Raw genomic sequence first — 22,092 nt, forward strand, 5'->3', positions numbered from 1 at the left:
CCCGATCATGAGCGAATCCGAGTTTCTTGACATTGTGGTCCTCGCCGGCGGAATCTCGCACGAGCGTGATGTGTCCATGCGCAGCGGCCGCCGTGTCGCTGACGAGCTGACCAGCCTCGGTCACACGGTCACGGTGCTCGACCCTCAGGCGGGCCTGCTCTCCGAACTGGCCCGCATCAAGCCGGATGTGATCTGGCCGGTCCTGCACGGCGCGACCGGTGAAGACGGCGCCCTGCTCTCCCTGCTGGAGACAACCGGGATCCCGCACGTCGGACCACGCGGCACCGCGGCCGGCCTGGCGTGGTCCAAGCCGACCGCCAAGGAACTCGTACGACGAGCCGGCTACGCCACTCCGGCCTGGATCGCCCTGTCCCGAGAAACGTTCCGTGACCTCGGCGCCGCCGAGGTCCTGGAACACCTGGTCCGCTCCCTGGGCACTCCCCTGGTCGTCAAACCCGCTCAGGGTGGGTCCGCTCAGGGCGTGACGATCGTAGACACCGCGGCCGGTCTCCCCCGCGCCATGGTGGATGCCTACACCTACGCCGACACCGCCCTGGTGGAGACGAAGATCGACGGCACCGAGCTCGCGGTGACCGTGATCAATACCGGAGATGGCCCCACCGCCCTGCCGGCCGTGGAGATCGTGCCGGTGAACGGCGTTTTCAGCTTTGAAGCGCGCTACAACGCGGGAGAAACACTCTTTTTCACGCCCGCGCGCATCTCCGCCGACGTCGCCGAGCGCGTCGCCGAGACGGCCGTGGCCATCCACGACCTGCTCGGGCTGGCTCAGCTCTCCCGAATTGACCTCATGGTGGATGCGGATGGTGTCGCGTGGTTCCTCGAGGCAAATGTGCTGCCCGGACTGACCGAGACATCCCTCGCTCCCCAGTCCATCGAGGCGTCCGGCGACACGCTCGGCTCGGTGTACGCCGCGTTGGCTCGAGCAGCATCCATCAGCCTCAGGTAGGCCTTCGGCGTTGTGTTTCACGTGAAACACTCGCCGCGGTGGCTCGCTGCACTCCCCCACCCAGCCGTTAGGCCGAGTTTCACGTGAAACATTCGGCCGGAACGCTCCCGCACGTGCGAAATACCTGCGTTCACGGTCCAGTTTCACGTGAAACACTCCCCCAATATGCCTGCGACCATCCGTGCCGACCGCCATTTCCGCTCTGACGACGCGGGGCGGAACAGCGTAGCTCGGCGTGCCCGCTGGCCATCACCGCAAGACCGGTAGTGTCCGAGTGCTCCGTCGGACCGCTCACGCCTAACGCGGGCGGGAGGCAACTGGCCGGTTATGGCGCCGGGCGGAAGTCTGCTCGTACTCTCGCATGCGGACCAGCGTGCCGGCTTGCCAGCTTGCCGGCACCACTGTTTCACGTGAAACATCTACCTGGGCTGCCACGAGAATGCAGCACCCGGTTCGGGCTGTCATGCCTCCCCCGTGCACCCACTGTGTCAGGACTACCCGCCTGCGGCAGCACAGCAGAGCAATCCGTTCAGGTCTGGTCTGGTCTGGCCCTCGACAACAAGACATCCCCGTTTAGCCCGTCAATACCGCTGATACGCCGGTCCCTCTCCTTTGTCCGTCCGTACGGCCGGGCCGCGCACGGCCAGACGTGACCGGCCCGACGTGGCCGGCGCAACCGCTGGATGCTGATTCGCATGTTCATCCGCATGGGCCCTCGCGGGAACTTAACCTGACCTGAACGGAAAGGTTGACTCGTCATGTTTCACGTGAAACGTCAACCGCCACGCCGGATTTCGAGTTCGCAGAGGCTGATTTGTGGCATATCCGCCCATTCCCGCGGAATCGGAGGGCACTGATCGACGCGGAGAATCGTTTCTGACGACGTGAAATCTCGATATTTGAACGGCTCCAACTGCTCCTACGGTCGCGACTGTGCTTTTCTGGCTGCGCCCGATGCGCTGCGCTCACCCCGAGCGCATGCACTTAACGTCGGGTACTCGCCTTCTACTTGGTTCGAGCGGTACACCAGTGAGGGAATGCACACAAAGTGGTGGGGATTCACGGCGGCAATCCTATGGGAGCACTCACTTCAGGAATCAGCTACCGGGTCTGGCCGGCCGATGGCTGGGACTGTTGCACATGTCGCCGGCCACTTGCCGTGTGCCCCGCATTGGCTCACGTGCGCTTGACGCCTTCGATGTGCGGTAGAGAATCGAGGCGCGGTCCAACTGTGGTTCGTCAATCTTCGCCAGGCGTCACGTGGTGCGAGACTGTGAGCGCGCGTGAATATCTCACCACGACTCCGAGGTGCAGGCTCTAGACCTGCCTTCACACCCACACTCTCCATCGCCCATCACTCCCCCGCGGACAACCATTCATTTACGTCCACTGCACAACGCCGACTTCACAACTGCATCGGGTTCGAGCCACCGCCGGCGCAGGGATTGCTGAGCGTGGGCCGCCGTCCGATACCTCGCGTCCGACAGCTCCCGACGGACCATGACGATGTGACGGATGATCGCCGGCGGTCCGATCATTCGGCGTGAAAGTTTCACGTGAAACACCAGCCGACACAGACCCCACCCTCGACGATGAACGCTCCTGGGTGTCGCCGGTTGAACGCGCAAATGGTTCTGCACCGTCCGGCGGAGTGCTTCAGAAGCCGGCCCGACGTCTGATTCGGGGAAAAGCGACTGCCACGGGGCCGATTCTGCGGCCGTTTTGCTCGGTTCGCTCCCACCAAGATTGCGTGATGAGCCCTAAGAATGGTTCCTGACGACGTGAAAAAGACGGAAAATCTCCCGCCACGCACCTCTGGGTCACCCTCGCGCGGACACAAGTCTCGACTCCACTGACGTCGACGTCGCGGGCAGGGCCCACTGCGGTCAACCCCCTCGCCGCCACCAAGCGCACGGCAGAGTGACTTCTGCAGCGCCCGATGTTTCACGTGAAACGCTGATGCGCTAGCTGGCCCCGAAGCCCGGCTGGCCGAGAACACCGAGGATACGGTTGAGATCGCCTATGGTGGCAAAATCAACTGTGATCTGGCCTTTTCGTGCACCTAGATTGATTTTCACTCGGGTATCCAGGCGGTCCCCTAGCGTCTCCGCGATCTCATCAAGGTGCCCCTGACGCTTGCCGGGGGCCGGCTTGGGCACGACCAATTTCGGGCCGGCCGCAGCTGCCGCTTCGGCCGCACGAACGGAGAGGTCTTCGTTGACGATCTTGTCGGCCAGCCGCAGCATGCCGTCCAGATCGCCGACCGACAGCACCGCTCGAGCATGACCGGCCGAGAGCACCCCGGCTGCCACCCGCAGCTGCACCGATTCGGGCAGCTTGAGCAGACGCAGAGTGTTGGTGATCTGAGGGCGCGACCTGCCGATGCGGCTGGCCAGCTCCTCCTGAGTGATTCCGAAGTCAGAGAGAAGCTGCTGGTAGGCCGAGGCTTCTTCGAGCGGGTTCAGCTGTGCCCGGTGAAGATTCTCCAGCAGCGCATCACGCAGCATGTCGATGTCCGCTGTGTCGCGAACGATCGCCGGGATGCTGTCCAGGCCCACCTCTTTGGTGGCGCGCAAACGACGCTCGCCCATGACGAGCTCGTACTTGCCGGGCTGCTCGAGCAATGGCCGAACCACGATGGGCTGCAACACCCCCACCTCGCGGATGCTGTGCACCAGCTCGGCGAGGTCCTCTTCATCGAACACGCTGCGGGGCTGCACGGCGTTGGGAACGATATCTGCCGGGTTCAGGTGCGCCAGCCGTGCGCCGGGCACCGGCAAGAGCTCGGGTGCGGATTCACCGGCAACGGCGGCGTCAATCGCAGTGGCGTCGCCAGTGGCGTCGCCAGTGGCGTCGCCGGTGGCCTCCGCGGTGCGGGCGGACGCGCCGGCGGGAGAGGCGCCGGCGGTGCCCTCGGCGTGAGGAACCTCGTTGTAGGGGAAGAATACGTCGACGGGGCGGGCCTGCGACGGATTGTCCTGAACCGGGATGAGAGAACCGATACCCCGGCCCAACCCTGTACGTTTCGCCATTACTGCGCATCTCCTGTTCGTGGAACGCCCCGGCGGGCGATTTCTGCCGCTGCTTCCAGGTAGGAGAGCGATCCTGCCGAGTTCAGGTCGTAGCTGATCACACTCTGGCCGTAGCTCGGGGCCTCTGACACCCGCACGGAGCGCGGGATCAGGGTATCGAGCACCTGTTTGGGGAAGTGATCACGCACATCCTGGGCGACCTGGTTGGCCAGGTTGGTGCGGCTGTCGTACATCGTCAGCAGGATGGTCGACACGACCAGCTGCGGATTGAGGTGCTTCTCGATCAGTTCGATGTTCTTGAGCAGCTGGCTCAGCCCTTCCAGCGCGTAGTACTCACACTGGATCGGGATCAGGACCTCGCGTGCAGCCACGAACGCGTTGATGGTCAGTAGCCCCAACGACGGCGGACAGTCGATGAACACGTAGTCGTACGGGTCGGTCATCTCCTTGATGTGCAGATCCAGAGCGCGACGAAGGCGCTGTTCCCTGGCGACCAGAGAGACCAGCTCGATTTCCGCACCGGCGAGATGGATGGTCGCCGGCACGCAGTACAGGGCACCGAATTCGGGGCTCTTCTGCACCACATCCACCATGGGCAGGTCGTTGATGATCACGTCGTACACGCTGGGGGTCTCGGCCCTGTGCTCCACGCCGAGGGCGGTGGAAGCGTTTCCCTGTGGATCGAGGTCGATCACCAGCACCCGGGCGCCCTGACGGGCCAGGCCGGCTGCCAGGTTCACGGCGGTGGTGGTCTTGCCCACCCCACCCTTCTGGTTGGAGATGGTGATGACCCGCGTACTCTCGGGCTTAGGCAGGCGGTCGGCGGCGATCACCTGGCGGCGCCGGGTCAGGTCGGAGATCTCCCGGGCCAAGGGGGTGTCGAGGCCGGAGCCGGGAGAGCCGGCCTGCTGGTCTTCGCCAGGTTGTTTCACGTGAAACCTTTGCGTTCGACGGTTGATGAGCCACCCGAAGGCGAGCGTTTCCCGGGGAGGAAGCGCAGCCAGGGACTACTCCACTGTAGCCCTAATGACCCGGGTAACGTCCTGCAGCACGCCCTCGCCGAGGGTGAGAACCTCCACATTCCTCAGCCGGAAGCGCTGGATGGCCTTCGCTGCATTGTTCACCTCGCCGACGGCGCCGGCGCCCTTCATCACCACGAGCTCGCCGCCGGGGCGGACCAGCGGAGCGGTGAGCGGGATGAGCGTCTTGAATGCGCTTACAGCTCGCGCGGTGACCTGATCGAGCGGCGTCGGCAGCCGCACGTCTTCGGCCCGTGCGCGCAGCACGGTGGTGTTGGCCAGGCCGAGGTCGGCAATCTGAGCGGTGAGCCAGGCGACCCGGCGCTCCATCGGTTCAATCAGCACGAACGAGACATCGGGTCGGGCGATCGCGAGCACCAGGCCGGGAAGGCCGGCGCCGGAACCCACATCACCCACGAGGCCGGGACGCAGCAATGGAGCCACGATCGCACAATTGAGGATATGTCGACTCCACAACCGGGGCAGTTCGAGCGGCCCGATCAAGCCGAGCTCCTCACCCTGCTCGGCCAGGTTGCGGGTGAACCGCCTGGCCACGTCGAGACGGTCGCCGAACAGCTCCACCGCCTCGGCCGGTTCGAGCTCGAGAGTGTCGGTTCCCACCGGGGCTACGCCGCGGTGATCACGGTGTGGCGGTCGCGACCCTCACCCTGGGACTCCGACACGAAACCGCGCTCAGAGACGATGTCGTGCACCAGTTTGCGCTCGTACGACGACATCGGCGGCAGCGAGGCCTCCGTTGCGCCAGCCTCGATCCGCTCGATGGCGCGGGTCACCAGGTCGGTCAGTTCGCCCTGGCGTGCCTCACGGGAGCCACCGATGTCCAGGATCAGGCGGGAGAACGAGCCGGTCTTGTTCTGCACGGCGAGGCGAGTGAGCTCCTGCAGGGCGTTGACGGTGTCTGGCTTGGACAACAGACGCAGGTTGGCCGGCTCCGACGAGTTCACCGACAGGTAGGCGCGGCCGTTGCGGGCGTCGATATCGATGTCGCCGTCGAGGTCGCAAATGTCGAGGAACTCCTCGATGTAATCCGCGGCGATATCGCCTTCCTGCTCGAGCTGGTCGATGGTGGGCGCGGCCGAAGCCACGTCCTCCGCGGCGATCACGTCAGTGTTCTCAGTCACGTTGTCCATCCCTCTTACTTCTTGGGGCCGGTCTGCTTCTTGGCGCGGGCCTTGCCGACGGGCTGCTGGCGCTGGGCCGGCTTCTTCGCCTCGTCGACGACGATGACGTCGCCATCCGTTGCGATGAGCTTGCCCTTGCGGGCGAGGCGCTCTTCGCGGGCCTTGGCGGCCTCGCTGCCCGGGGTGGGCATGTTCCGGATGACCAGGAACTGCTGGGCCATGGTCCAGATGTTGGAGGTGAGCCAGTAGAACATCACGCCGAGCGGGAAGGCGACACCGGAGAAGGCGAAGACGAGAGGCAGCAGGTACAGCATGATCTTCTGCTGCTTGAACATGGGACTGGCCTTGGTCTCCGGTGACATGTTCTTGGAGACGATCTGCAGCTGGGTGATGAACTGTGATGCCGTCATCAGTACGACCATCGTGGCCGCGATGATCATGACCGACAGGTTGAAGTCCTGCCCCCCGGTCCACAGGCCCCACTGCTGGGCGAAGGTGTCGTGCAGGGGCGCAACCCCGAACAGGTTGGCGTTACCGAAGCTCGTGGCCAACGCCTGGTTGAGGGGGCCGACGCCGGCGTTGGAACGCTGGGCATCGTTGAGCACAGAGAACAGGGCGAAGAAGATCGGCATCTGCAGCAGCAACGGCAGGCAGGACGCCAGCGGGTTGGTGCCCGTGCGTTTGTAGAGCTCCATCGTCTCGCGGGACATGGCCTCGCGGGAGAACTGGTCCTTCTTGCCCTTGTATTTGTCCTGGATCTTCTTCAGCTGCGGGGCGACCTCGAGCATCTTGCGCTGGCTCTTGATCTGCTTCACGAAGATGGGGATCAGCGCGGCGCGCACCACGAGGACGAGCCCCACGATGGACAGGACCCAGGTGATGCCGTCGTTGTAGCCCATCCCCAGGTTGGAGAACAGCCAGTGGAAGGCGACGAGCAGGAGCTCAACGACCCACTTGAGCGGCCAAAGGATTGTGCCTATGAGGTCCATACGTGCGGGTCAGCCCTTTCCGTGGCTAAAGGAACTACAAATCCAAACGACGTCACACCGAAGCGACGATGTCTTTTGAGGGGAACGTCATCGATTCCGCCTTCAGCCCAGGGGTGGCAACGCAAGACCCGGCGTGCGGCGAAGAATGAGCCGACGATCAGGCCATATTCCTGCACGGCGCCGAGGGCGTACGCCGAACACGAGGGATAGTACCGGCACACATCACCGTACAACGGTGAGATGACCGCGCGATAGACACGGAGCAACACGACCCCCACATTTCTGGGGATCAGGTACAGCGTGATCATCGCCCGTTTCATCGGCCGCGTTGGCCTTTGACGAGTGCGGTGGAGAGCTCGGCGAGCAGATCCGGCCAGCTCGCGCCGACCGCTGCGGGTAGTGCGCGAAAAACCACCTCGGTCCCGGCGGGAACGCCGGGAAGGAGATCGAAGCTAGCCGCTTTCATCCGCCGTCTGACGCGGTTGCGTACAACCGCGCCGCCAACATTCTTGGCGACGATGAACCCGAACCGCACCGGGGTGGGCTCTGAAGTTCGACGCAGGTACGCCACTGTGTGCGGGCCAACGACCCGCACACCACGTCTGACGACAGCCTTGTAGTCGCTCCCGCTCGTAATGCGATTGGCGTGAGCGAGCACAGGAGTACTTACGCGGAGAGCTCGGTGCGACCCTTGCGACGGCGAGCACCGAGGATGGCGCGGCCGGCGCGGGTGCGCATGCGCAGACGGAAACCGTGCACCTTGGCACGACGACGGTTGTTCGGCTGGAACGTTCTCTTGCTCATTGTTCAATCTCCACGTATTGGATCTCCGCAGGCCTAAACGAGCGGCCGGGAAAGAGTGAGGTAGCCCACGGGCTGGGGTCAACTGATTAAAACTACGGCTTCGCTCGCCCCCGGTCAAACTGGCGAGGGCCAAACAGACGATTCTGCCCACTGAATTCCTTTTTATGGCACAGACACGCGGGTGTCGATCAAGCTAATTTGGCCTGACCGCCGGTCATTGACTACCGTGAGGACAAGTTATCCACAGGGTGTGGGTAAAGCCTGAGAATCCAGTCGTTATTTACCCACAGGCGGTGGATAACCTTGTGGATGAATCGTTCGGTTTGACATTCTGTGTCGATGATCCGCTCGTCTTCTCACGGCGGAAACGCATAAATATCAAGAATGTGGGGAACCATGCCAGACGGGGAACAGCCCATCAGCGAAACATGGCGGTCGGTTCTGACCACCCTGGAGTCCGACGATTCCATCACTCCCATGCTGTACGGCTTCCTGAACCTGGTGGAACCCAAGGGCATCGCGGCCGGCACCTTCTATCTCGAGGTGCCCAACGAGTTCACCGCGAGCATGCTCAACCAGCGGATGCGGGTACCGCTGCTCACCGCGATGGGTCAGCTCAATGAGTCCGTCGCCGTTTCCACGTTCTATGTCGTGGTCAACCCTGAGCTCGAGCAGGAGTCACTCCGCCCGATCCAGGAGGCGCAGCCCCTGCCCGACATCGAGATGCCGGCGTCGCCGCAGTCCGTGTTCGAGAGTCCCGTTCCGGACAGCGTGCACGACACCCGGTTGAACGCCAAGTACAGCTTCGACAACTTCGTCATCGGCCAGTCCAACCGCTTCGCCCACGCCGCGGCCGTCGCCGTGGCCGAAGCGCCCGCCAAGGCGTACAACCCGCTCTTCATCTACGGCTCCTCCGGGCTGGGCAAGACGCACCTCCTGCACGCCATCGGGCACTACGCGATGAGCCTGTACCCCGGCATTCGCGTTCGTTATGTCAGCTCCGAGGAGTTCACGAACGATTTCATCAACTCGATCGCCAACAACCGCGGCTCGGCGTTCCAGAATCGCTACCGCAACATCGACATCCTGATGATCGACGACATCCAGTTCCTGCAGGGCAAGGCCGAAACCCAGGAAGCCTTCTTCCACACCTTCAACACCCTGCACGACCACAACAAGCAGGTCGTCATCACCAGCGACCTGCCGCCGAAAGCCCTCACCGGCTTCGAAGACCGGATGCGCTCGCGCTTCGAGTGGGGGCTGATCACCGACGTGCAGGCTCCCGACCTGGAAACCCGCATCGCGATCCTCCGCAAGAAGGCACAGAGCGAAAAGCTGCAGGTGCCGCACGACATCCTCGAATTCATGGCCTCGAAGGTCTCCTCCAACATCCGCGAACTCGAGGGAACCCTGATTCGGGTGACCGCGTTCGCCAGCCTCAACCGCACGCCGGTGGACATGAACCTCGTCCAAACGGTTCTGAAAGACGTGATCACCCTCGACGAGGACAACGTGATCGCGCCGGTCGACATCATCACCAACACCGCCGACTACTTCAAACTCACCGTTGACGACCTCTATGGCTCGTCCAGGTCTCAGGCCGTCGCCACCGCCAGGCAGATCGCCATGTACCTGTGCAGGGAACTGACGAACCTGTCTCTGCCGAAGATCGGGCAGTTGTTCGGCAATCGCGACCACACCACCGTCATGTACGCGAACAAGAAAATCAGCGAGTTGATGAAGGAGCGACGCTCCATTTACAACCAGGTGACGGAGCTGACCAACCGCATCAAGCAGGATCACCGCTACAAGTAGAGAAAATTTTTTTGGTTTTCGTACCTGTGGATAACCCTGTGGAAACTCCCCCGACAACTCGGTCGGACCTGTAGAAACACAGCGGCTTCTTGTGAAAACTCCGAATTACAGAAACAACTTCCTGTCATTCATTGGGCTTAACGCTCACAGGGCGTCCACAACTTACAAGTTTGTAGTTCCCTGTCGCTGGGCGGCATCCACAGAGTTATCCACAGTTTCCACACCGGTTAAGAAGATTAACGATTAACTTCATTAGCTCCAGGTCCAACAACCTTTACTCGCCGGCGATGACAAGAAAAGTGCCGCCGACAAACCCGACTAGCATTGAGGCCGTATCCAGGTCTCCCATCGACAGGAGTGACTTCGTGAGATTTCAGGCCAACCGGGACGTCTTCAGCGAAGCCGTATCCTTTGCTGTAAAACTCCTCCCCCAACGCACCACCCTGCCCATTTTGAGCGGTGTGTTGATCGAAGCGACCGAGACGGGACTGATCCTGTCGTCGTTCGACTACGAGGTATCGGCCCAGACCGAAATCGCCGCCGATGTCGAAGAGACCGGCAAGGTGCTCGTCTCCGGGCGCCTTCTGGCCGAGATCGCCAGCCGGATGCCCAACGCCCCGGTTCGGTTCTCGACCAACGAGTCCCGCATCACCGTGAGCTGTGGCACCGCAAACTTCACCTTGCTGTCTATGCCGGTAGAGGAATATCCAAGCATTCCCCAGGTCAGCGCCCAATCCGGCCTCGTTCCCGCCGAGGATTTCGCCGCAGCCGTCTCCCAGGTCGCCGTCGCGGCGTCCCGTGACGATGTGACCCCGGTGATCACCGGAGTGCAGCTGCAGATCACCGAGAACAGCATCAGCCTCGTCGCCACCGACCGGTACCGGGTGGCTGTGCGGGAGATCGACTGGGACCCGGGCGCCAACCAGGCGCAGGAACCCATCACCGCACTCGTGCCCGCCCGCACCCTGCAGGAGGTCGGCAAGACCTTCGGCCACAGCGGCACCATTTCGGTGGCCATCACCAACACCGATGACCGCGAGCTGATCGCCTTCACCGCGGACAAGAAGACCGTGACGTCGCTGTTGATCAAGGGCAACTACCCGCCGGTGCGCCGGCTGTTCCCCGAAAACGTGGACAACTACGCGGTGATGAACACCGCGGAACTCATCGAAGCCACCCGCCGTGTGCAGCTCGTGCTGGAGCGAGAAGCCGCCCTGCGCTTCAGCTTCAGCGCTGACGGGCTCACCCTCGAGGCGATCGGATCCGAGCAGGCGCAGGCATCGGAGACCATCGACGCCATCCTCTCCGGCGGTGACACCGTGGTCTCGCTCAAGCCGCAGTTCCTGCTGGACGGCCTCGGTGCCGTGCACTCCGAATTCGTGCGCATCTCGTTCACCAAGACCGAGAACCCCAACAAGCCAGGACCCGTGCTGATCACGAGCCAGACTTCCCGCGAGCAGCCGGGAGCAGACAGCTACCGGTACCTGCTGCAGCCCAACCTGCTGCTGCGCTAGACCACCGTCACACGCCAGCACCAGCCCCACCAGCACGACCAGAACCACGAAGGACTGTTATGCACATCGGAATCGTCGGCCTCGGAAAAATGGGCGCCAATATGCGGGACCGCCTGCGCACCGCCGGCATCGAGGTCACCGGCTACGACCGCAACCCCGACGTCTCCGATGTCGCGTCGACCGATGACCTGATCGCCGCCCTGCCCACCCCCCGACTGGTGTGGGTGATGGTTCCGGCCGGTGCGATCACCACGACCGTCATCACGGACCTGTCCACCAAGCTGTCCGCGGGTGACCTGGTCATCGACGGCGGAAACTCCCGTTTCACCGACGACTTCGTGCACGAGGCCCTGCTGGCCGAACACGGCGTGCACTACGTCGACGCCGGCGTCTCCGGCGGTGTCTGGGGCAAAACCAACGGCTTCGGGCTCATGGTCGGCGGGGCTGCGGCCGACGTCGAGCGCGCCATGCCGGTCTTCGACGCTCTGCGCCCTGAAGGACCCCGCGAGGAAGGCTTCGTGCATGCGGGCAAGGTCGGCGCGGGCCACTACGCGAAGATGGTGCACAACGGCATCGAATACGCACTCATGCAGGCATACGCCGAGGGGTATGAACTTCTCGAGAAGCGCGACGACCTCATCCAGGATGTCCCCGGCATCTTCACCGCCTGGCAGCGCGGAACCGTTGTGCGCTCCTGGTTGCTCGAACTGATGGTTCTTGCCCTCAAAGAAGACCCGCAACTGGCCGACATCGAAGGTTATGTCGAAGACTCCGGCGAGGGCCGCTGGACCATCGAGGAAGCCATCAACAACGCCGTGCCCGTCCCGGCGATCAGCGCGTCGATCTTCGCCCGCTTCACCTCCCGCCAGGAGGACTCACCGGCAATGAAGGCCGTGGCAGCGCTGCGCAACCAGTTCGGTGGCCATGCCGTAAAGAAGGCTGACTGATCCTCGCGTGCGGGTCACACACCTCTCCCTCACTGACTTCCGCAATTATGCGGAAGCCGAGGTTCCCTTCGGCCCCGGCCCCAACCTCATCGTGGGCAAGAACGGCCAGGGCAAGACCAACCTCGTTGAGGCCCTCGGCTTCCTGAGCACACTGGGTTCACACCGGGTCTCCCAGACCGGCGCGATGGTGCGATCGGGGGAAGAGTCCGCAATCATCCGGGCCCGGCTCGAGTACAACGGACGCGACCTGCTCACCGAGGTGCAGATCAATCGCTCAGGGTTGAACCGGGCGCAGGTGAATCGCTCCGTGATCAAGACCAGGGAACTCCCCCGGTATTTCTCCAGCGTCCTGTTCGCCCCTGAAGACCTGGCGCTCGTGCGCGGTGATCCAGGCGGCCGCCGCCGCTTCCTCGATCAACTCCTGATTCTGCGGAGCCCACGGCTCTCCGCGGTACTGACCGACTACGACCGGGTGCTGCGTCAACGGAACACGTTGCTCAAATCGGCCAGGGCGGCCGGAGTGAAATCCAATCAGCTCACCACTCTGGATATCTGGGACGAGAGACTCGTCGCCCTCGGCTCCGAGATCATCGACGAGCGTGCCGAGCTGGTGCGTCAATTGCTTCCGCCGCTCGGAGCGGCCTATCGGGCCGTGGCCGGAGCCGACCACGGGCCGAACCTGGTCGCGTCGCTCAGTATCCTCGGCGCCGACGAAGAGTCCGATGCCGCCGACACCGCCCGCACTGCCCCGGCGGGCGCCGCACCCGGAGGCGCGGAGACCGGTTCAGGCGACACCGCCGGTATTTTCCGCGCCGCACTGGCGGGCCTGCGCCGCAAGGAACTGGACCGCGGGATGACCCTGGCCGGACCGCACCGCGACGATCTGGTCTTCGAACTGAACAACCTGCCAGCGAAGGGGTATGCCAGCCACGGCGAATCCTGGTCGTTCGCTTTGGCCCTCAAGCTGGCCTCCGCCGAGCTGCTTCGCCGGGACTCGTCCAGCGGCGACCCTGTCCTCATCCTCGACGACGTTTTCGCCGAGCTCGACCAGTCCAGGCGGCGGCGTCTGGCCGAGGCCGTGACCGGATACGAACAGGTGCTCATCACCGCGGCGGTGTTCGAGGACGTGCCGGCGGTGCTGGCCGCCCACGCTGTGCATATTCACGCGGGCGCCGTCGTCGACGGTCCGGTGTCTGACCAGATTCACGCGGGCGCCGTCGGTGACGCTCCCACTCCGGAAACCGGCGAGGCCGGGCCTGACCATGGCTGAGCAGAGCGAGGCCGCCAAGGTCTACCTGCGGTTCAAAGACGTTTTCGGCGATCCCAACGCGGCCAGGAAACGCACCAGACGCAAAACCAGCCCGCAGATCGGCTCCAGTGTGCCGTTCGGCGCCGGCAGGGACCCTCGCGGACTGGGTGAGACCATCAATTCCCTCACCGCACAGCTGGGCTGGAACTCACCGATGGCCCAATCCGACCTGCTCGGCTCCTGGATCGAACTCGCCGGGGAAGAAACGGCGAAACACTCCACCCCCGCCGGCATCGACGAGGGCATCCTCACCGTGCACTGCGAGTCGACCGCGTGGGCGACGCAGTTGAGAATGATGCGCGTCGAGATCATGACGCACATCATGCAAAAGTTCCCGGATGCCGGCATCGCGGCAATTCGTTTTCAGGGGCCTAACGCGCCCTCCTGGAAAAAGGGTCCCAGATCAATTCCAGGGCGGGGTCCACGCGATACCTACGGGTAGGGAGACAAATCAGGTCAACCATGCGAATAAAACGCGTCAAACGGCGGATTTGGCCTCTCGGAGGCAGGTCGTTTGGTAGGCTGAAGGGTCGCCTGTGCGACGGTCAGGAGCCCAATTTCACATGACAATTGAACCGAAAACTGAGCCGGAGCAGCACGCTTACGGTGCAGAAGACATCCAGGTTCTCGAAGGCCTCGAAGCTGTTCGCAAACGACCCGGAATGTACATCGGTTCAACCGGTCCCCGCGGTCTGCACCACCTGGTCTATGAGATCGTCGACAACTCTGTCGATGAGGCCCTGGCCGGGTACTGCGACACCATCGACATCCGCATCCTGGCCGACGGCGCCGTGCGCGTGCAGGACAACGGTCGAGGCATCCCCGTGGACATCCACAAGGCAGAGGGCAAGTCGACGGTCGAGGTCGTTCTGACCGTTCTGCACGCCGGCGGCAAGTTCGGCGGCGGCGGTTACGCCGTCTCCGGTGGACTGCACGGCGTCGGTAGCTCCGTGGTGAACGCCCTCTCCAGCCGCCTCGAGGTCGAGGTGCGCCGGCAGGGCCACGTCTGGCGCCAGAGCTTCCAGAACGGTGTGCCGAACGAATCGCTGCACCAGGACGAGGTTTCGGATGAGACCGGAACCACGATCACCTTCTGGCCGAGCGCCGAGACCTTCGAGACCATCGAATTCGACTACGAGACGCTGCGTGCCCGCTTCCAGCAGATGGCATTCCTCAATAAGGGACTGCGCCTCACCCTCACCGACGAGCGCGCCCAGAGCCTCGACGCCGAGGGCAAGCCGCTGACCAACTCGTTCATGTACGAGCAGGGCCTGATGGACTACGTGGCCTACCTCAACCGGGCCAAGAAGGCCGAGCTGGTCAACGACGAGATCATCTCGTTCGAGTTCGAGGACACCACCCGCAAGATCGCGCTCGAGGTGGCCATGCAGTGGACCACCGCATACACCGAGAGCGTGCACACCTACGCCAACACCATCAACACCCACGAGGGCGGCACCCACGAAGAGGGCTTCCGCGCCGCATTGACCACCCTGGTGAACAAGTACGCCAGGGAAAAGGGCATCCTCAAGGAGAAGGACGACAACCTCTCCGGTGACGACGTGCGCGAGGGCCTGACCGCCGTCGTGTCGATCAAGCTCGCCGAACCGCAGTTCGAGGGCCAGACCAAGACCAAGCTGGGCAATACCGAGGCCAAGGCATTCGTGCAGCGCGTCGTCGGCGACCAGCTCTCCGACTGGTTCAACCGCAACCCCGTGCAGGCACGCGAGATCATCCGCAAGTCGCTGCAGGCCGCGACGGCCCGCATGGCCGCCCGCAAGGCGCGCGAAACCGCCCGGCGTAAGGGACTGCTCGAGGGCGGTGGCATGCCGGGCAAGCTCAAGGACTGCCAGAGCAAGGACCCCGCATCCTCCGAGATCTTCATCGTCGAGGGTGACTCGGCCGGCGGTTCCGCCGTGCAGGGTCGCAACCCGGAGACCCAGGCGATCCTGCCGCTGCGCGGCAAGATCCTCAACGTGGAGAAGGCCCGGCTGGACCGTGCCCTCGCCAACGCCGAGGTGCAGGCCATGATCACCGCGTTCGGCGCCGGTCTCGGCGAGGACTTCAACCCGGACAAGGTGCGGTACCACAAGATCGTGCTCATGGCCGATGCCGACGTCGACGGCCAGCACATCACCACGCTGCTGCTCACCCTGCTGTTCCGCTACATGCGCCCGCTGATCGACCTCGGCTACGTGTACCTCGCGCAGCCGCCGCTGTACCGACTGAAGTGGTCCAACTCGGCGCACGAGTACGTCTACTCCGACGCCGAGCGGGATGCCCTCCTGGCCGATGGCGCCGCCGCCGGCAAGAGGATCCCCAAGGACAACGGCATCCAGCGCTACAAGGGTCTGGGCGAGATGGACTACAAGGAGCTGTGGGAGACCACCATGGCGCCAGAGTCCCGCACCCTGCTCCAGGTGACCCTGGATGACGCGGCAGCCGCCGATGAAATTTTCTCCACCCTGATGGGCGAAGACGTCGAATCCCGACGCAACTTCATCCAGAAGAACGCGAAGGACGTGCGTTTCCTTGACATCTGACGACACCACCGGCACCCCCGACACCGCAGAGATTGCGGCCGCGGCGGAAGCAGCGGCGAAGTACCGCACCCAGCACGGCAAGATCGACCAGGTCGACCTGCAGCTGGAAATGCAGCGCTCCTACCTCGACTACGCCATGAGCGTCATCGTCGGGCGCGCGCTGCCCGACGTGCGTGACGGCATGAAGCCCGTGCACCGCCGGGTCATCTACGCCATGTACGACGGCGGCTACCGCCCAGACAAGGCGTTCTCCAAGTGCGCCCGCGTGGTCGGCGACGTGATGGGCCAGTTCCACCCGCACGGTGACTCCTCCATCTACGACGCCCTCGTGCGCCTCGTGCAGCCGTGGAGCCTGCGCTACCCGCTGGCGCTCGGCCAGGGCAACTTCGGCTCCCCCGGCAACGACGGCGCCGCCGCCCCGCGATACACCGAAACCAAGATGGCCCCTCTGGCCCTCGAAATGGTGCGCGACATCGACGAGGACACCGTCGACTTCCAGGACAACTACGACGGCCGTACCCTCGAGCCCACCGTGCTGCCCAGCCGCTTCCCGAACCTGCTGGTCAACGGCTCCGTCGGCATCGCCGTCGGCATGGCCACCAACATCCCGCCGCACAACCTGCGCGAGGTCGCCGCCGGCGCCCTCTGGTACCTGGAGAACCCCGAGGCCACCCGCGAGGAGCTGCTCGAAGCACTGATCCAGCGCATCAAGGGCCCCGACTTCCCCACCGGCGCGCAGATCCTGGGCATCAAGGGCATCCAGGACGCGTACCGCACCGGCCGCGGCTCGATCACGATGCGCGCCGTGGTGAGCATCGAAGAACTGCAGGGTCGCACCTGCCTGGTCATCACCGAGCTGCCGTACCAGGTGAACCCCGACAACCTGGCGATCAAGATCGCCGACCTGGTCAAGGACGCCAAGATCACCGGCATCGCCGACATCCGCGACGAGACCAGCGGCCGCACCGGCCAGCGCCTGGTGATCGTGCTCAAGCGCGACGCCGTGGCCAAGGTGGTGCTGAACAACCTCTACAAGCACACCCCGCTGCAGGAGAACTTCGGCGCGAACATGCTCGCGATCGTCGACGGCATCCCGCGCACCCTGGCCCTGGACGGTTTCATCAGCGCCTGGGTCGCGCACCAGATCGACGTCATCGTGCGCCGCACCCAGTTCCGGTTGAACAAGGCCGAGGCGGATGCGCACATCCTGCGCGGTTACCTCAAGGCGCTCGACGCGCTCGACGAGGTCATCGCCCTGATCCGCCGCTCCCCCACCGTGGACGACGCCCGCGAGGGCCTGATGGACCTGCTCACGGTCGACAAGCTGCAGGCCGACGCCATCCTCACCATGCAGCTGCGTCGTCTGGCCGCCCTGGAGCGTCAGAAGATCATCGACCAGGCCGCTGAGCTGGAACTGCAGATCGTCGAGTTCAAGTCGATCCTGGCCAGCCCGGAGCGTCAGCGCACGATCGTCAGCGAAGAACTCACCGAGATCACCGCGAAGTTCGGTGACGACCGCCGCACCGAGATCATGTTCGGTTTCGACGGCGACATGTCGATCGAAGACCTCATCCCCGAAGAGGAGATGGTGGTCACCGTCACCCGCGGCGGGTACATCAAGCGCACCCGCAGCGACAACTACCGCAACCAGCACCGCGGCGGCAAGGGTGTCAAGGGTGCGCAGCTGCGCGCCGACGACGTGGTGGAGCACTTCTTCGTCACCACCACGCACCACTGGCTGTTGTTCTTCACGAACACCGGCCGGGTCTACCGCGCCAAGGCCTACGAGGCGGTCGAAGCCGGCCGGGACGCCAAGGGCCAGCACGTCGCCAACCTGCTCGCGCTGCAGCCGGGTGAGGAGATCGCCCAGATCCTCGACATCCGCGACTACGGTGTGGCCCAGTACCTGACGCTGGCCACCCGCGAGGGCCTGATCAAGAAGACCGCGCTCAGCGAGTACGACACCAACCGCACCGGCGGCATCATCGCCATCAAGCTGCGCGAGGGCGACGAACTCGTCTCCGCTCTGCTCGTCGACGAAGACTCCGACCTGCTGCTGGTCTCCCGCAAGGGCATGTCCATCCGCTTCACCGCCTCCGACGAGACCCTGCGCCCGATGGGCCGCAGCACCTCCGGCGTGATCGGCATGCACTTCCGCGGTGACGACACCCTGCTCGACGCGTCGGTCGTCTCCGACGACGGCTTCGTGTTCGTCGTCACCGAGGGCGGATACGCCAAGCGCACCTCCGCCGACCAGTACCGTCTGCAGAACCGTGGCGGCCTGGGCATCAAGGTGGCCAAGCTCAATGACGACCGCGGTGAGCTCGTCGGTGCGATCATCGTCGAGGAAGAGGACGAGGTGCTCGTGGTCCTCGCCAGCGGCAAGGTGGTACGCTCTGACGTCGCCGAAGTGCCGGCCAAGGGTCGGGACACCATGGGCGTCGTTTTTGCAAAGTTCGCGACCGAAGACCGCATCATTGCGATCGCGAAGAACACCGAGCGCAACCTCGTGGTCCTCGAAACTGAGGCTGCGACGGAAAGCGAACCGGGGAAAGTAGAATCAGCAGATGAGTAGTGTCGCCGAGAAACTAGCCAAGAAGTCGAGTCGAGGTGCCGTGTCGTCAAAACAGGTCCGTCTGAAGCTCGTCTACATCGATTTCTGGTCGGCCGTCAAGCTGTCCTTCCTGATTGCGGTGTGCCTGGCCGTGGTGACCATTGTCGCGACGTTCCTCACCTTCACGGTGCTCAACGGCACCGGCATCTTCACCCAGATCGACGCCCTGTACACGGACATCGCCGGCAGCTCCTCACAGCTGACCACGATCCTGTCGATCGGCAATGTGATGGGTTTCGCGGTTGTCGTTGCGGTTATCAACACCGTCGTCATCACCGCTCTCGGCGCGATTTTCGCCGTGCTGTACAACCTGAGCGTCAAGGTCACCGGAGGCCTGCTCGTCGGATTCACCAACAACTGACCGTCGGAAGCCCGATCGAGGCCGCGTGCCGGCCTCGATTGGGACTTTTCGCCGGTTTCCGTTAGTCTGAAACCTGCCCAATAGGGGGATATAGCTCAGTTGGTTAGAGCGCTTCGCTGATAACGAAGAGGTCCCAGGTTCAAATCCCGGTATCCCCACGCACTACACAGAACACCGTGTACTTTCACCGCCGTACATCTCCACCAGGTTCCTCGCCCCGGCGAGAAACGGTTCGGGGCCATAGCTCAATTGGTAGAGCGCCTGCTTTGCAAGCAGGAGGTCCGGGGTTCGATTCCCCGTGGCTCCACAGATACCCCCTCACCGGTTTACCGGGAGGGGGTTTTGTCATTCCTCGCCAGCGGCCTTCAGCGGCATCCTCAGCGGATTCAGCCGGGGCGTCGCCCTCACGGAGCCGCGCGGGCTGCGCGCCCGCCCACGCCGCCATACAGGGCCGCACAGAGGGCGGGTACACAACAAGGCCCCCGTCAGTGACGGGGGCCTTGAAGGAAAAGCCGCGATCTAGACGTCCGTGGACTTCTCAATCGGCGAGTCAAGCAGCGACTCGTCTTCGGAGACCCACAGTTCGTCATCTGCTCGGAAGGTCTGCCAGATGGCGTAGGCCACACCGGCTGCGGCAGCGATGCCCACACCGATGGCGACGTACGTGCCGGCGCCCAGGCCCTGCTTCTGAACAACGACGGGCTTCTGGAAGCGAACCCGGTTCAGCGCTGCGCTGCGGGCGTCCTTGGCGATATCACCGACCGACATGACGGTACCCAGAGCGGTTCCGATGCCCGGAATCACCTTGTCGACGACCTGATGCCGGACCCCGCCGGCAAAATCCTGGGTGGCGTTGACGCCGGGGAGTAGGTAGTGCTCGTATCCCTGGCGAACGCGGGGGACAACTTCTTCACGAGTCAGCACACCAGCCTGGTGGCCGGCCTCACGTGCGATCTCGTTGGCGCGGTTGAGAACATCCTGCTGGTGACTCCACAGTTCGTCCGCGCTCTTGCGCAGACGAGTGAGTTCCTTTCGGCGCTTGCGTGACAGGCTCATCTGGACCCTCCATCGATTCGTGTGGTAAACACTGACCATCTTGCCACTGAATAGCCTGTGAGCGCTCTGAATGCCTGACCGGCGAACGGATTCGGTGAAGGCTGCTGTGCAAGAATTATGGCTATGTCTAAGCACACTGCAGTCGCAACGCTCAATACAACCCTCGGACCGATCAAGGTCAACCTCTTCGGAAACCACGCCCCGAAGACCGTCAAGAACTTCGTCGGTCTCGCGACCGGCGAGATCGAGTGGAAGCACCCGGCGACGGGCAAGACCTCCACCGACCCGCTGTACAACGGCACGATTTTCCACCGCATCATCAAGGACTTCATGATCCAGGCCGGCGACCCGCTGGGCCAGGGCACCGGTGGCCCCGGCTTCCAGTTCGACGACGAGATCAACCCCGAGCTCGACTTCACCCAGCCTTACGTCCTCGCCATGGCCAACGCCGGCATCCAGGGCGGCCGCGGCACGAACGGTTCGCAGTTCTTCATCACGGTTGTTCCGACCACCTGGCTGCAGGGCAAGCACTCCATCTTCGGTGCCGTCGAGGACGAGGCGTCCCGCAAGATCGTCGACCAGCTCGCCACCGTGCCCACCGACGGCCGCGACCGTCCGGCCACCGATGTCGTCATCGAGAGCATCACCGTCGAGCAGGTCTAGGACCCCTCGATATGACCAGCCTGCCCGGAACCGCCGCCAACTTCTGTTACCGGCATCCGGGCAGGCAGAGTTTTATCCTCTGCCAGCGGTGCGGCCGCACCATCTGCCCCGAGTGCCAGACCCAGGCCGCCGTGGGTGTCATCTGCCCCGAGTGCATGCGGGAGCAGCGCCAGAGCGCCCCCCGCACCAAGTCCGCCGCACGTACCCGCCTCGCCCGTCTGGGCGCCCCCGGCCAGCCCGCGGTCACCTACTCGATCATCGGTCTGACCCTGGTCGTGTTCCTGCTGCAGCTCATCCCGGGCCTCGACGTGACCGAACGGCTGCTCTACGCCGGCGTGTACTCCTACCCGGGCTCGTTTGAGCCGTGGCGCATGATCACCAGCGTCTTCGTGCATTCCACCGGGTTCCTCTTCCACGTGCTGTTGAACATGTACACCCTGTGGATCTTCGGCCAGATCCTGGAGGGCATGCTCGGCCGCGCCCGTTTCCTGGCGCTCTACCTGCTCAGCGGGTTGGCCGGTTCCCTCGGCGTCCTGTTCCTGGCGTCGCCTCTGACGCCGGTCGTCGGCGCCTCCGGCGCGATCTTCGGCCTGATGGGCGCGTTCCTCGTCATTCAGCGCAAGCTCGGCGGGAACGCCACCCAGTTGCTGGTGCTGGTGGGCATCAACCTCGTGATCGGCTTCGTGCCCGGGCTCAGCATCGCCTGGCAGGCCCACGTGGGCGGGCTGCTCTGCGGTGCCCTGATCGGGCTCATCTTCGTGCAGACCCGGTCACGCGCCAAGCGCGGGCTGCAACTGGCCCTACTCGGTGCCGTGGCCGCCGTTCTCGTGGCCCTGAGCCTGAGCAAACTCTTCGTCTGAGCCGGTCATGGCCGGTTTCCACAGGACTTATCCACACCTGGGGGAAAAGTTATCCACAGGAGTTTCCACATTGGGGATAATTACACGGCTGTAATTGACTACCCGAACGGGTGGTTAAACCCCGGTGAAGAGCCGGTGAAAAGTTGGGGTGGTCAGCGCCAGCGGGTCGTCATCAGGAAGCCGATGAACGCGATTCCGAACCCGACGAGGATGTTGAACGATCCGAAGCTGGCGACGGGCAGCGTGCCCTGGCTGACGTAGAAAACGATGATCCAGGCCAGACCGATGAGCATGAAACCGAACATCACCGGCTTGAACCAGACCGCGTTCGGGGCGTCCTCGCCTGAGCGGGCCTGTGGGCGGGCGGGCTTGGTTCGGGGAGTTGTGCGTGCCATGCCTGCGATTCTAGCGTCCCCGCCTGCGCACGGCCCTTTTTTGCCCGGCAGAACGGGCCGCC

General features: G+C 63.9%; 21 protein-coding genes and 2 tRNA genes. 13 read left to right on the plus strand and 10 right to left on the minus strand.

From position 1 onward, the window contains the following. Positions 1-7 precede the first annotated feature (7 nt). A complete protein-coding gene (locus tag K2F54_RS11455; protein ID WP_220605992.1) occupies positions 8-967 on the plus strand; it encodes a D-alanine--D-alanine ligase family protein in 960 nt (319 codons plus the stop codon). Positions 968-2,931: 1,964 nt separating this feature from the next. Here K2F54_RS11455 and K2F54_RS11460 read toward each other — a convergent pair. From K2F54_RS11460 to rpmH, 8 genes are all read right to left on the minus strand, one after another. Next, positions 2,932-3,999, minus strand: coding sequence for a ParB/RepB/Spo0J family partition protein (locus K2F54_RS11460; RefSeq protein WP_220605993.1), 1,068 nt, complete (start codon positions 3,997-3,999; stop codon positions 2,932-2,934). Further along, positions 3,999-4,931: a ParA family protein gene (locus tag K2F54_RS11465; protein ID WP_308287629.1), complete on the minus strand. Its 933-nt coding sequence runs from the start codon at positions 4,929-4,931 to the stop codon at positions 3,999-4,001. Before K2F54_RS11465 ends, K2F54_RS11460 begins: the two co-directional genes overlap by 1 nt. Positions 4,932-5,006: 75 nt before the next feature. Continuing rightward, on the minus strand, positions 5,007-5,639 hold the full coding sequence (gene rsmG / locus K2F54_RS11470) for a 16S rRNA (guanine(527)-N(7))-methyltransferase RsmG (protein ID WP_220605994.1): 633 nt from the start codon (positions 5,637-5,639) through the stop codon (positions 5,007-5,009). A gap of 5 nt (positions 5,640-5,644) precedes the next feature. Continuing rightward, positions 5,645-6,169, minus strand: a complete 525-nt coding sequence (locus tag K2F54_RS11475; protein ID WP_220605995.1) for a Jag family protein — start codon at positions 6,167-6,169, stop codon at positions 5,645-5,647. 5 nt (positions 6,170-6,174) lie between these two features. Then, the gene (yidC, locus tag K2F54_RS11480; RefSeq protein ID WP_220605996.1) at positions 6,175-7,149 is read right to left on the minus strand and encodes a membrane protein insertase YidC; all 975 of its coding nucleotides are present in this window, start codon (positions 7,147-7,149) and stop codon (positions 6,175-6,177) included. Beyond that, positions 7,137-7,469 (minus strand): membrane protein insertion efficiency factor YidD, encoded by a 333-nt coding sequence (gene yidD / locus K2F54_RS11485; protein ID WP_220605997.1) that lies wholly within the window; start codon positions 7,467-7,469, stop codon positions 7,137-7,139. Before yidD ends, yidC begins: the two co-directional genes overlap by 13 nt. Further along, positions 7,466-7,807 carry a ribonuclease P protein component gene (gene rnpA / locus K2F54_RS11490; protein WP_220605998.1) on the minus strand — a complete coding sequence of 114 codons (342 nt, stop codon included), beginning with the start codon at positions 7,805-7,807 and terminating at the stop codon, positions 7,466-7,468. Before rnpA ends, yidD begins: the two co-directional genes overlap by 4 nt. 8 nt (positions 7,808-7,815) lie before the next feature. Further along, positions 7,816-7,953, minus strand: a complete 138-nt coding sequence (gene rpmH / locus K2F54_RS11495; protein ID WP_010204566.1) for a 50S ribosomal protein L34 — start codon at positions 7,951-7,953, stop codon at positions 7,816-7,818. A gap of 396 nt (positions 7,954-8,349) precedes the next feature. Between rpmH and dnaA the strand changes: the two genes are divergently transcribed. The 10 genes from dnaA (at position 8,350) to K2F54_RS11545 (ending at position 19,363) form a co-directional block, all read left to right on the plus strand. Continuing rightward, positions 8,350-9,768, plus strand: a complete 1,419-nt coding sequence (dnaA, locus tag K2F54_RS11500) for a chromosomal replication initiator protein DnaA (RefSeq protein ID WP_220605999.1) — start codon at positions 8,350-8,352, stop codon at positions 9,766-9,768. Positions 9,769-10,133: 365 nt separating this feature from the next. Further along, positions 10,134-11,282, plus strand: coding sequence for a DNA polymerase III subunit beta (gene dnaN, locus K2F54_RS11505; RefSeq protein WP_220606000.1), 1,149 nt, complete (start codon positions 10,134-10,136; stop codon positions 11,280-11,282). A 59-nt stretch (positions 11,283-11,341) separates the two neighbouring features. Next, on the plus strand, positions 11,342-12,229 hold the full coding sequence (gene gnd / locus K2F54_RS11510) for a phosphogluconate dehydrogenase (NAD(+)-dependent, decarboxylating) (RefSeq protein WP_220606001.1): 888 nt from the start codon (positions 11,342-11,344) through the stop codon (positions 12,227-12,229). A gap of 7 nt (positions 12,230-12,236) precedes the next feature. Next, positions 12,237-13,499, plus strand: a complete 1,263-nt coding sequence (recF, locus tag K2F54_RS11515; RefSeq protein ID WP_220606002.1) for a DNA replication/repair protein RecF — start codon at positions 12,237-12,239, stop codon at positions 13,497-13,499. Beyond that, entirely contained in the window at positions 13,492-13,980 is a 489-nt protein-coding gene (locus tag K2F54_RS11520) for a DciA family protein (RefSeq protein ID WP_220606003.1), read from the plus strand. The genes recF and K2F54_RS11520 overlap by 8 nt, the downstream gene beginning before the upstream one ends. Before the next feature lie 121 nt (positions 13,981-14,101). Further along, on the plus strand, positions 14,102-16,081 hold the full coding sequence (gene gyrB / locus K2F54_RS11525) for a DNA topoisomerase (ATP-hydrolyzing) subunit B (RefSeq protein WP_220606004.1): 1,980 nt from the start codon (positions 14,102-14,104) through the stop codon (positions 16,079-16,081). Between the two features lie 31 nt (positions 16,082-16,112). After that, complete coding sequence (gene gyrA / locus K2F54_RS11530; protein WP_308287630.1) at positions 16,113-18,656, plus strand: DNA gyrase subunit A; 2,544 nt, start codon at positions 16,113-16,115, stop codon at positions 18,654-18,656. Beyond that, positions 18,649-19,056 carry a DUF3566 domain-containing protein gene (locus K2F54_RS11535; protein ID WP_220606006.1) on the plus strand — a complete coding sequence of 136 codons (408 nt, stop codon included), beginning with the start codon at positions 18,649-18,651 and terminating at the stop codon, positions 19,054-19,056. The genes gyrA and K2F54_RS11535 overlap by 8 nt, the downstream gene beginning before the upstream one ends. Before the next feature lie 84 nt (positions 19,057-19,140). After that, a tRNA-Ile gene (locus tag K2F54_RS11540) sits at positions 19,141-19,214 on the plus strand. A 76-nt stretch (positions 19,215-19,290) separates the two neighbouring features. Further along, positions 19,291-19,363 (plus strand) — tRNA-Ala (locus tag K2F54_RS11545). A 212-nt stretch (positions 19,364-19,575) separates the two neighbouring features. Here K2F54_RS11545 and K2F54_RS11550 read toward each other — a convergent pair. After that, positions 19,576-20,112, minus strand: coding sequence for a hypothetical protein (locus tag K2F54_RS11550; protein WP_220606007.1), 537 nt, complete (start codon positions 20,110-20,112; stop codon positions 19,576-19,578). A gap of 123 nt (positions 20,113-20,235) precedes the next feature. Here K2F54_RS11550 and K2F54_RS11555 point away from each other — a divergent pair, with 123 nt between their 5' ends. Both K2F54_RS11555 and K2F54_RS11560 read left to right on the plus strand, forming a co-directional pair. Next, complete coding sequence (locus K2F54_RS11555) at positions 20,236-20,775, plus strand: peptidylprolyl isomerase (RefSeq protein ID WP_220606008.1); 540 nt, start codon at positions 20,236-20,238, stop codon at positions 20,773-20,775. 11 nt (positions 20,776-20,786) lie between these two features. Further along, a complete protein-coding gene (locus K2F54_RS11560) occupies positions 20,787-21,635 on the plus strand; it encodes a rhomboid family intramembrane serine protease (protein WP_220606009.1) in 849 nt (282 codons plus the stop codon). Positions 21,636-21,787: 152 nt separating this feature from the next. On the opposite strand, the gene K2F54_RS11565 is transcribed toward K2F54_RS11560, so the two are convergent. Further along, complete coding sequence (locus K2F54_RS11565) at positions 21,788-22,030, minus strand: cell division protein CrgA (RefSeq protein WP_220606010.1); 243 nt, start codon at positions 22,028-22,030, stop codon at positions 21,788-21,790. Between the last annotated feature and the right edge of the window lie 62 nt (positions 22,031-22,092).

Source organism: Cryobacterium inferilacus (genome assembly GCF_019599185.1).
Classification (GTDB): domain Bacteria; phylum Actinomycetota; class Actinomycetes; order Actinomycetales; family Microbacteriaceae; genus Cryobacterium; species Cryobacterium inferilacus.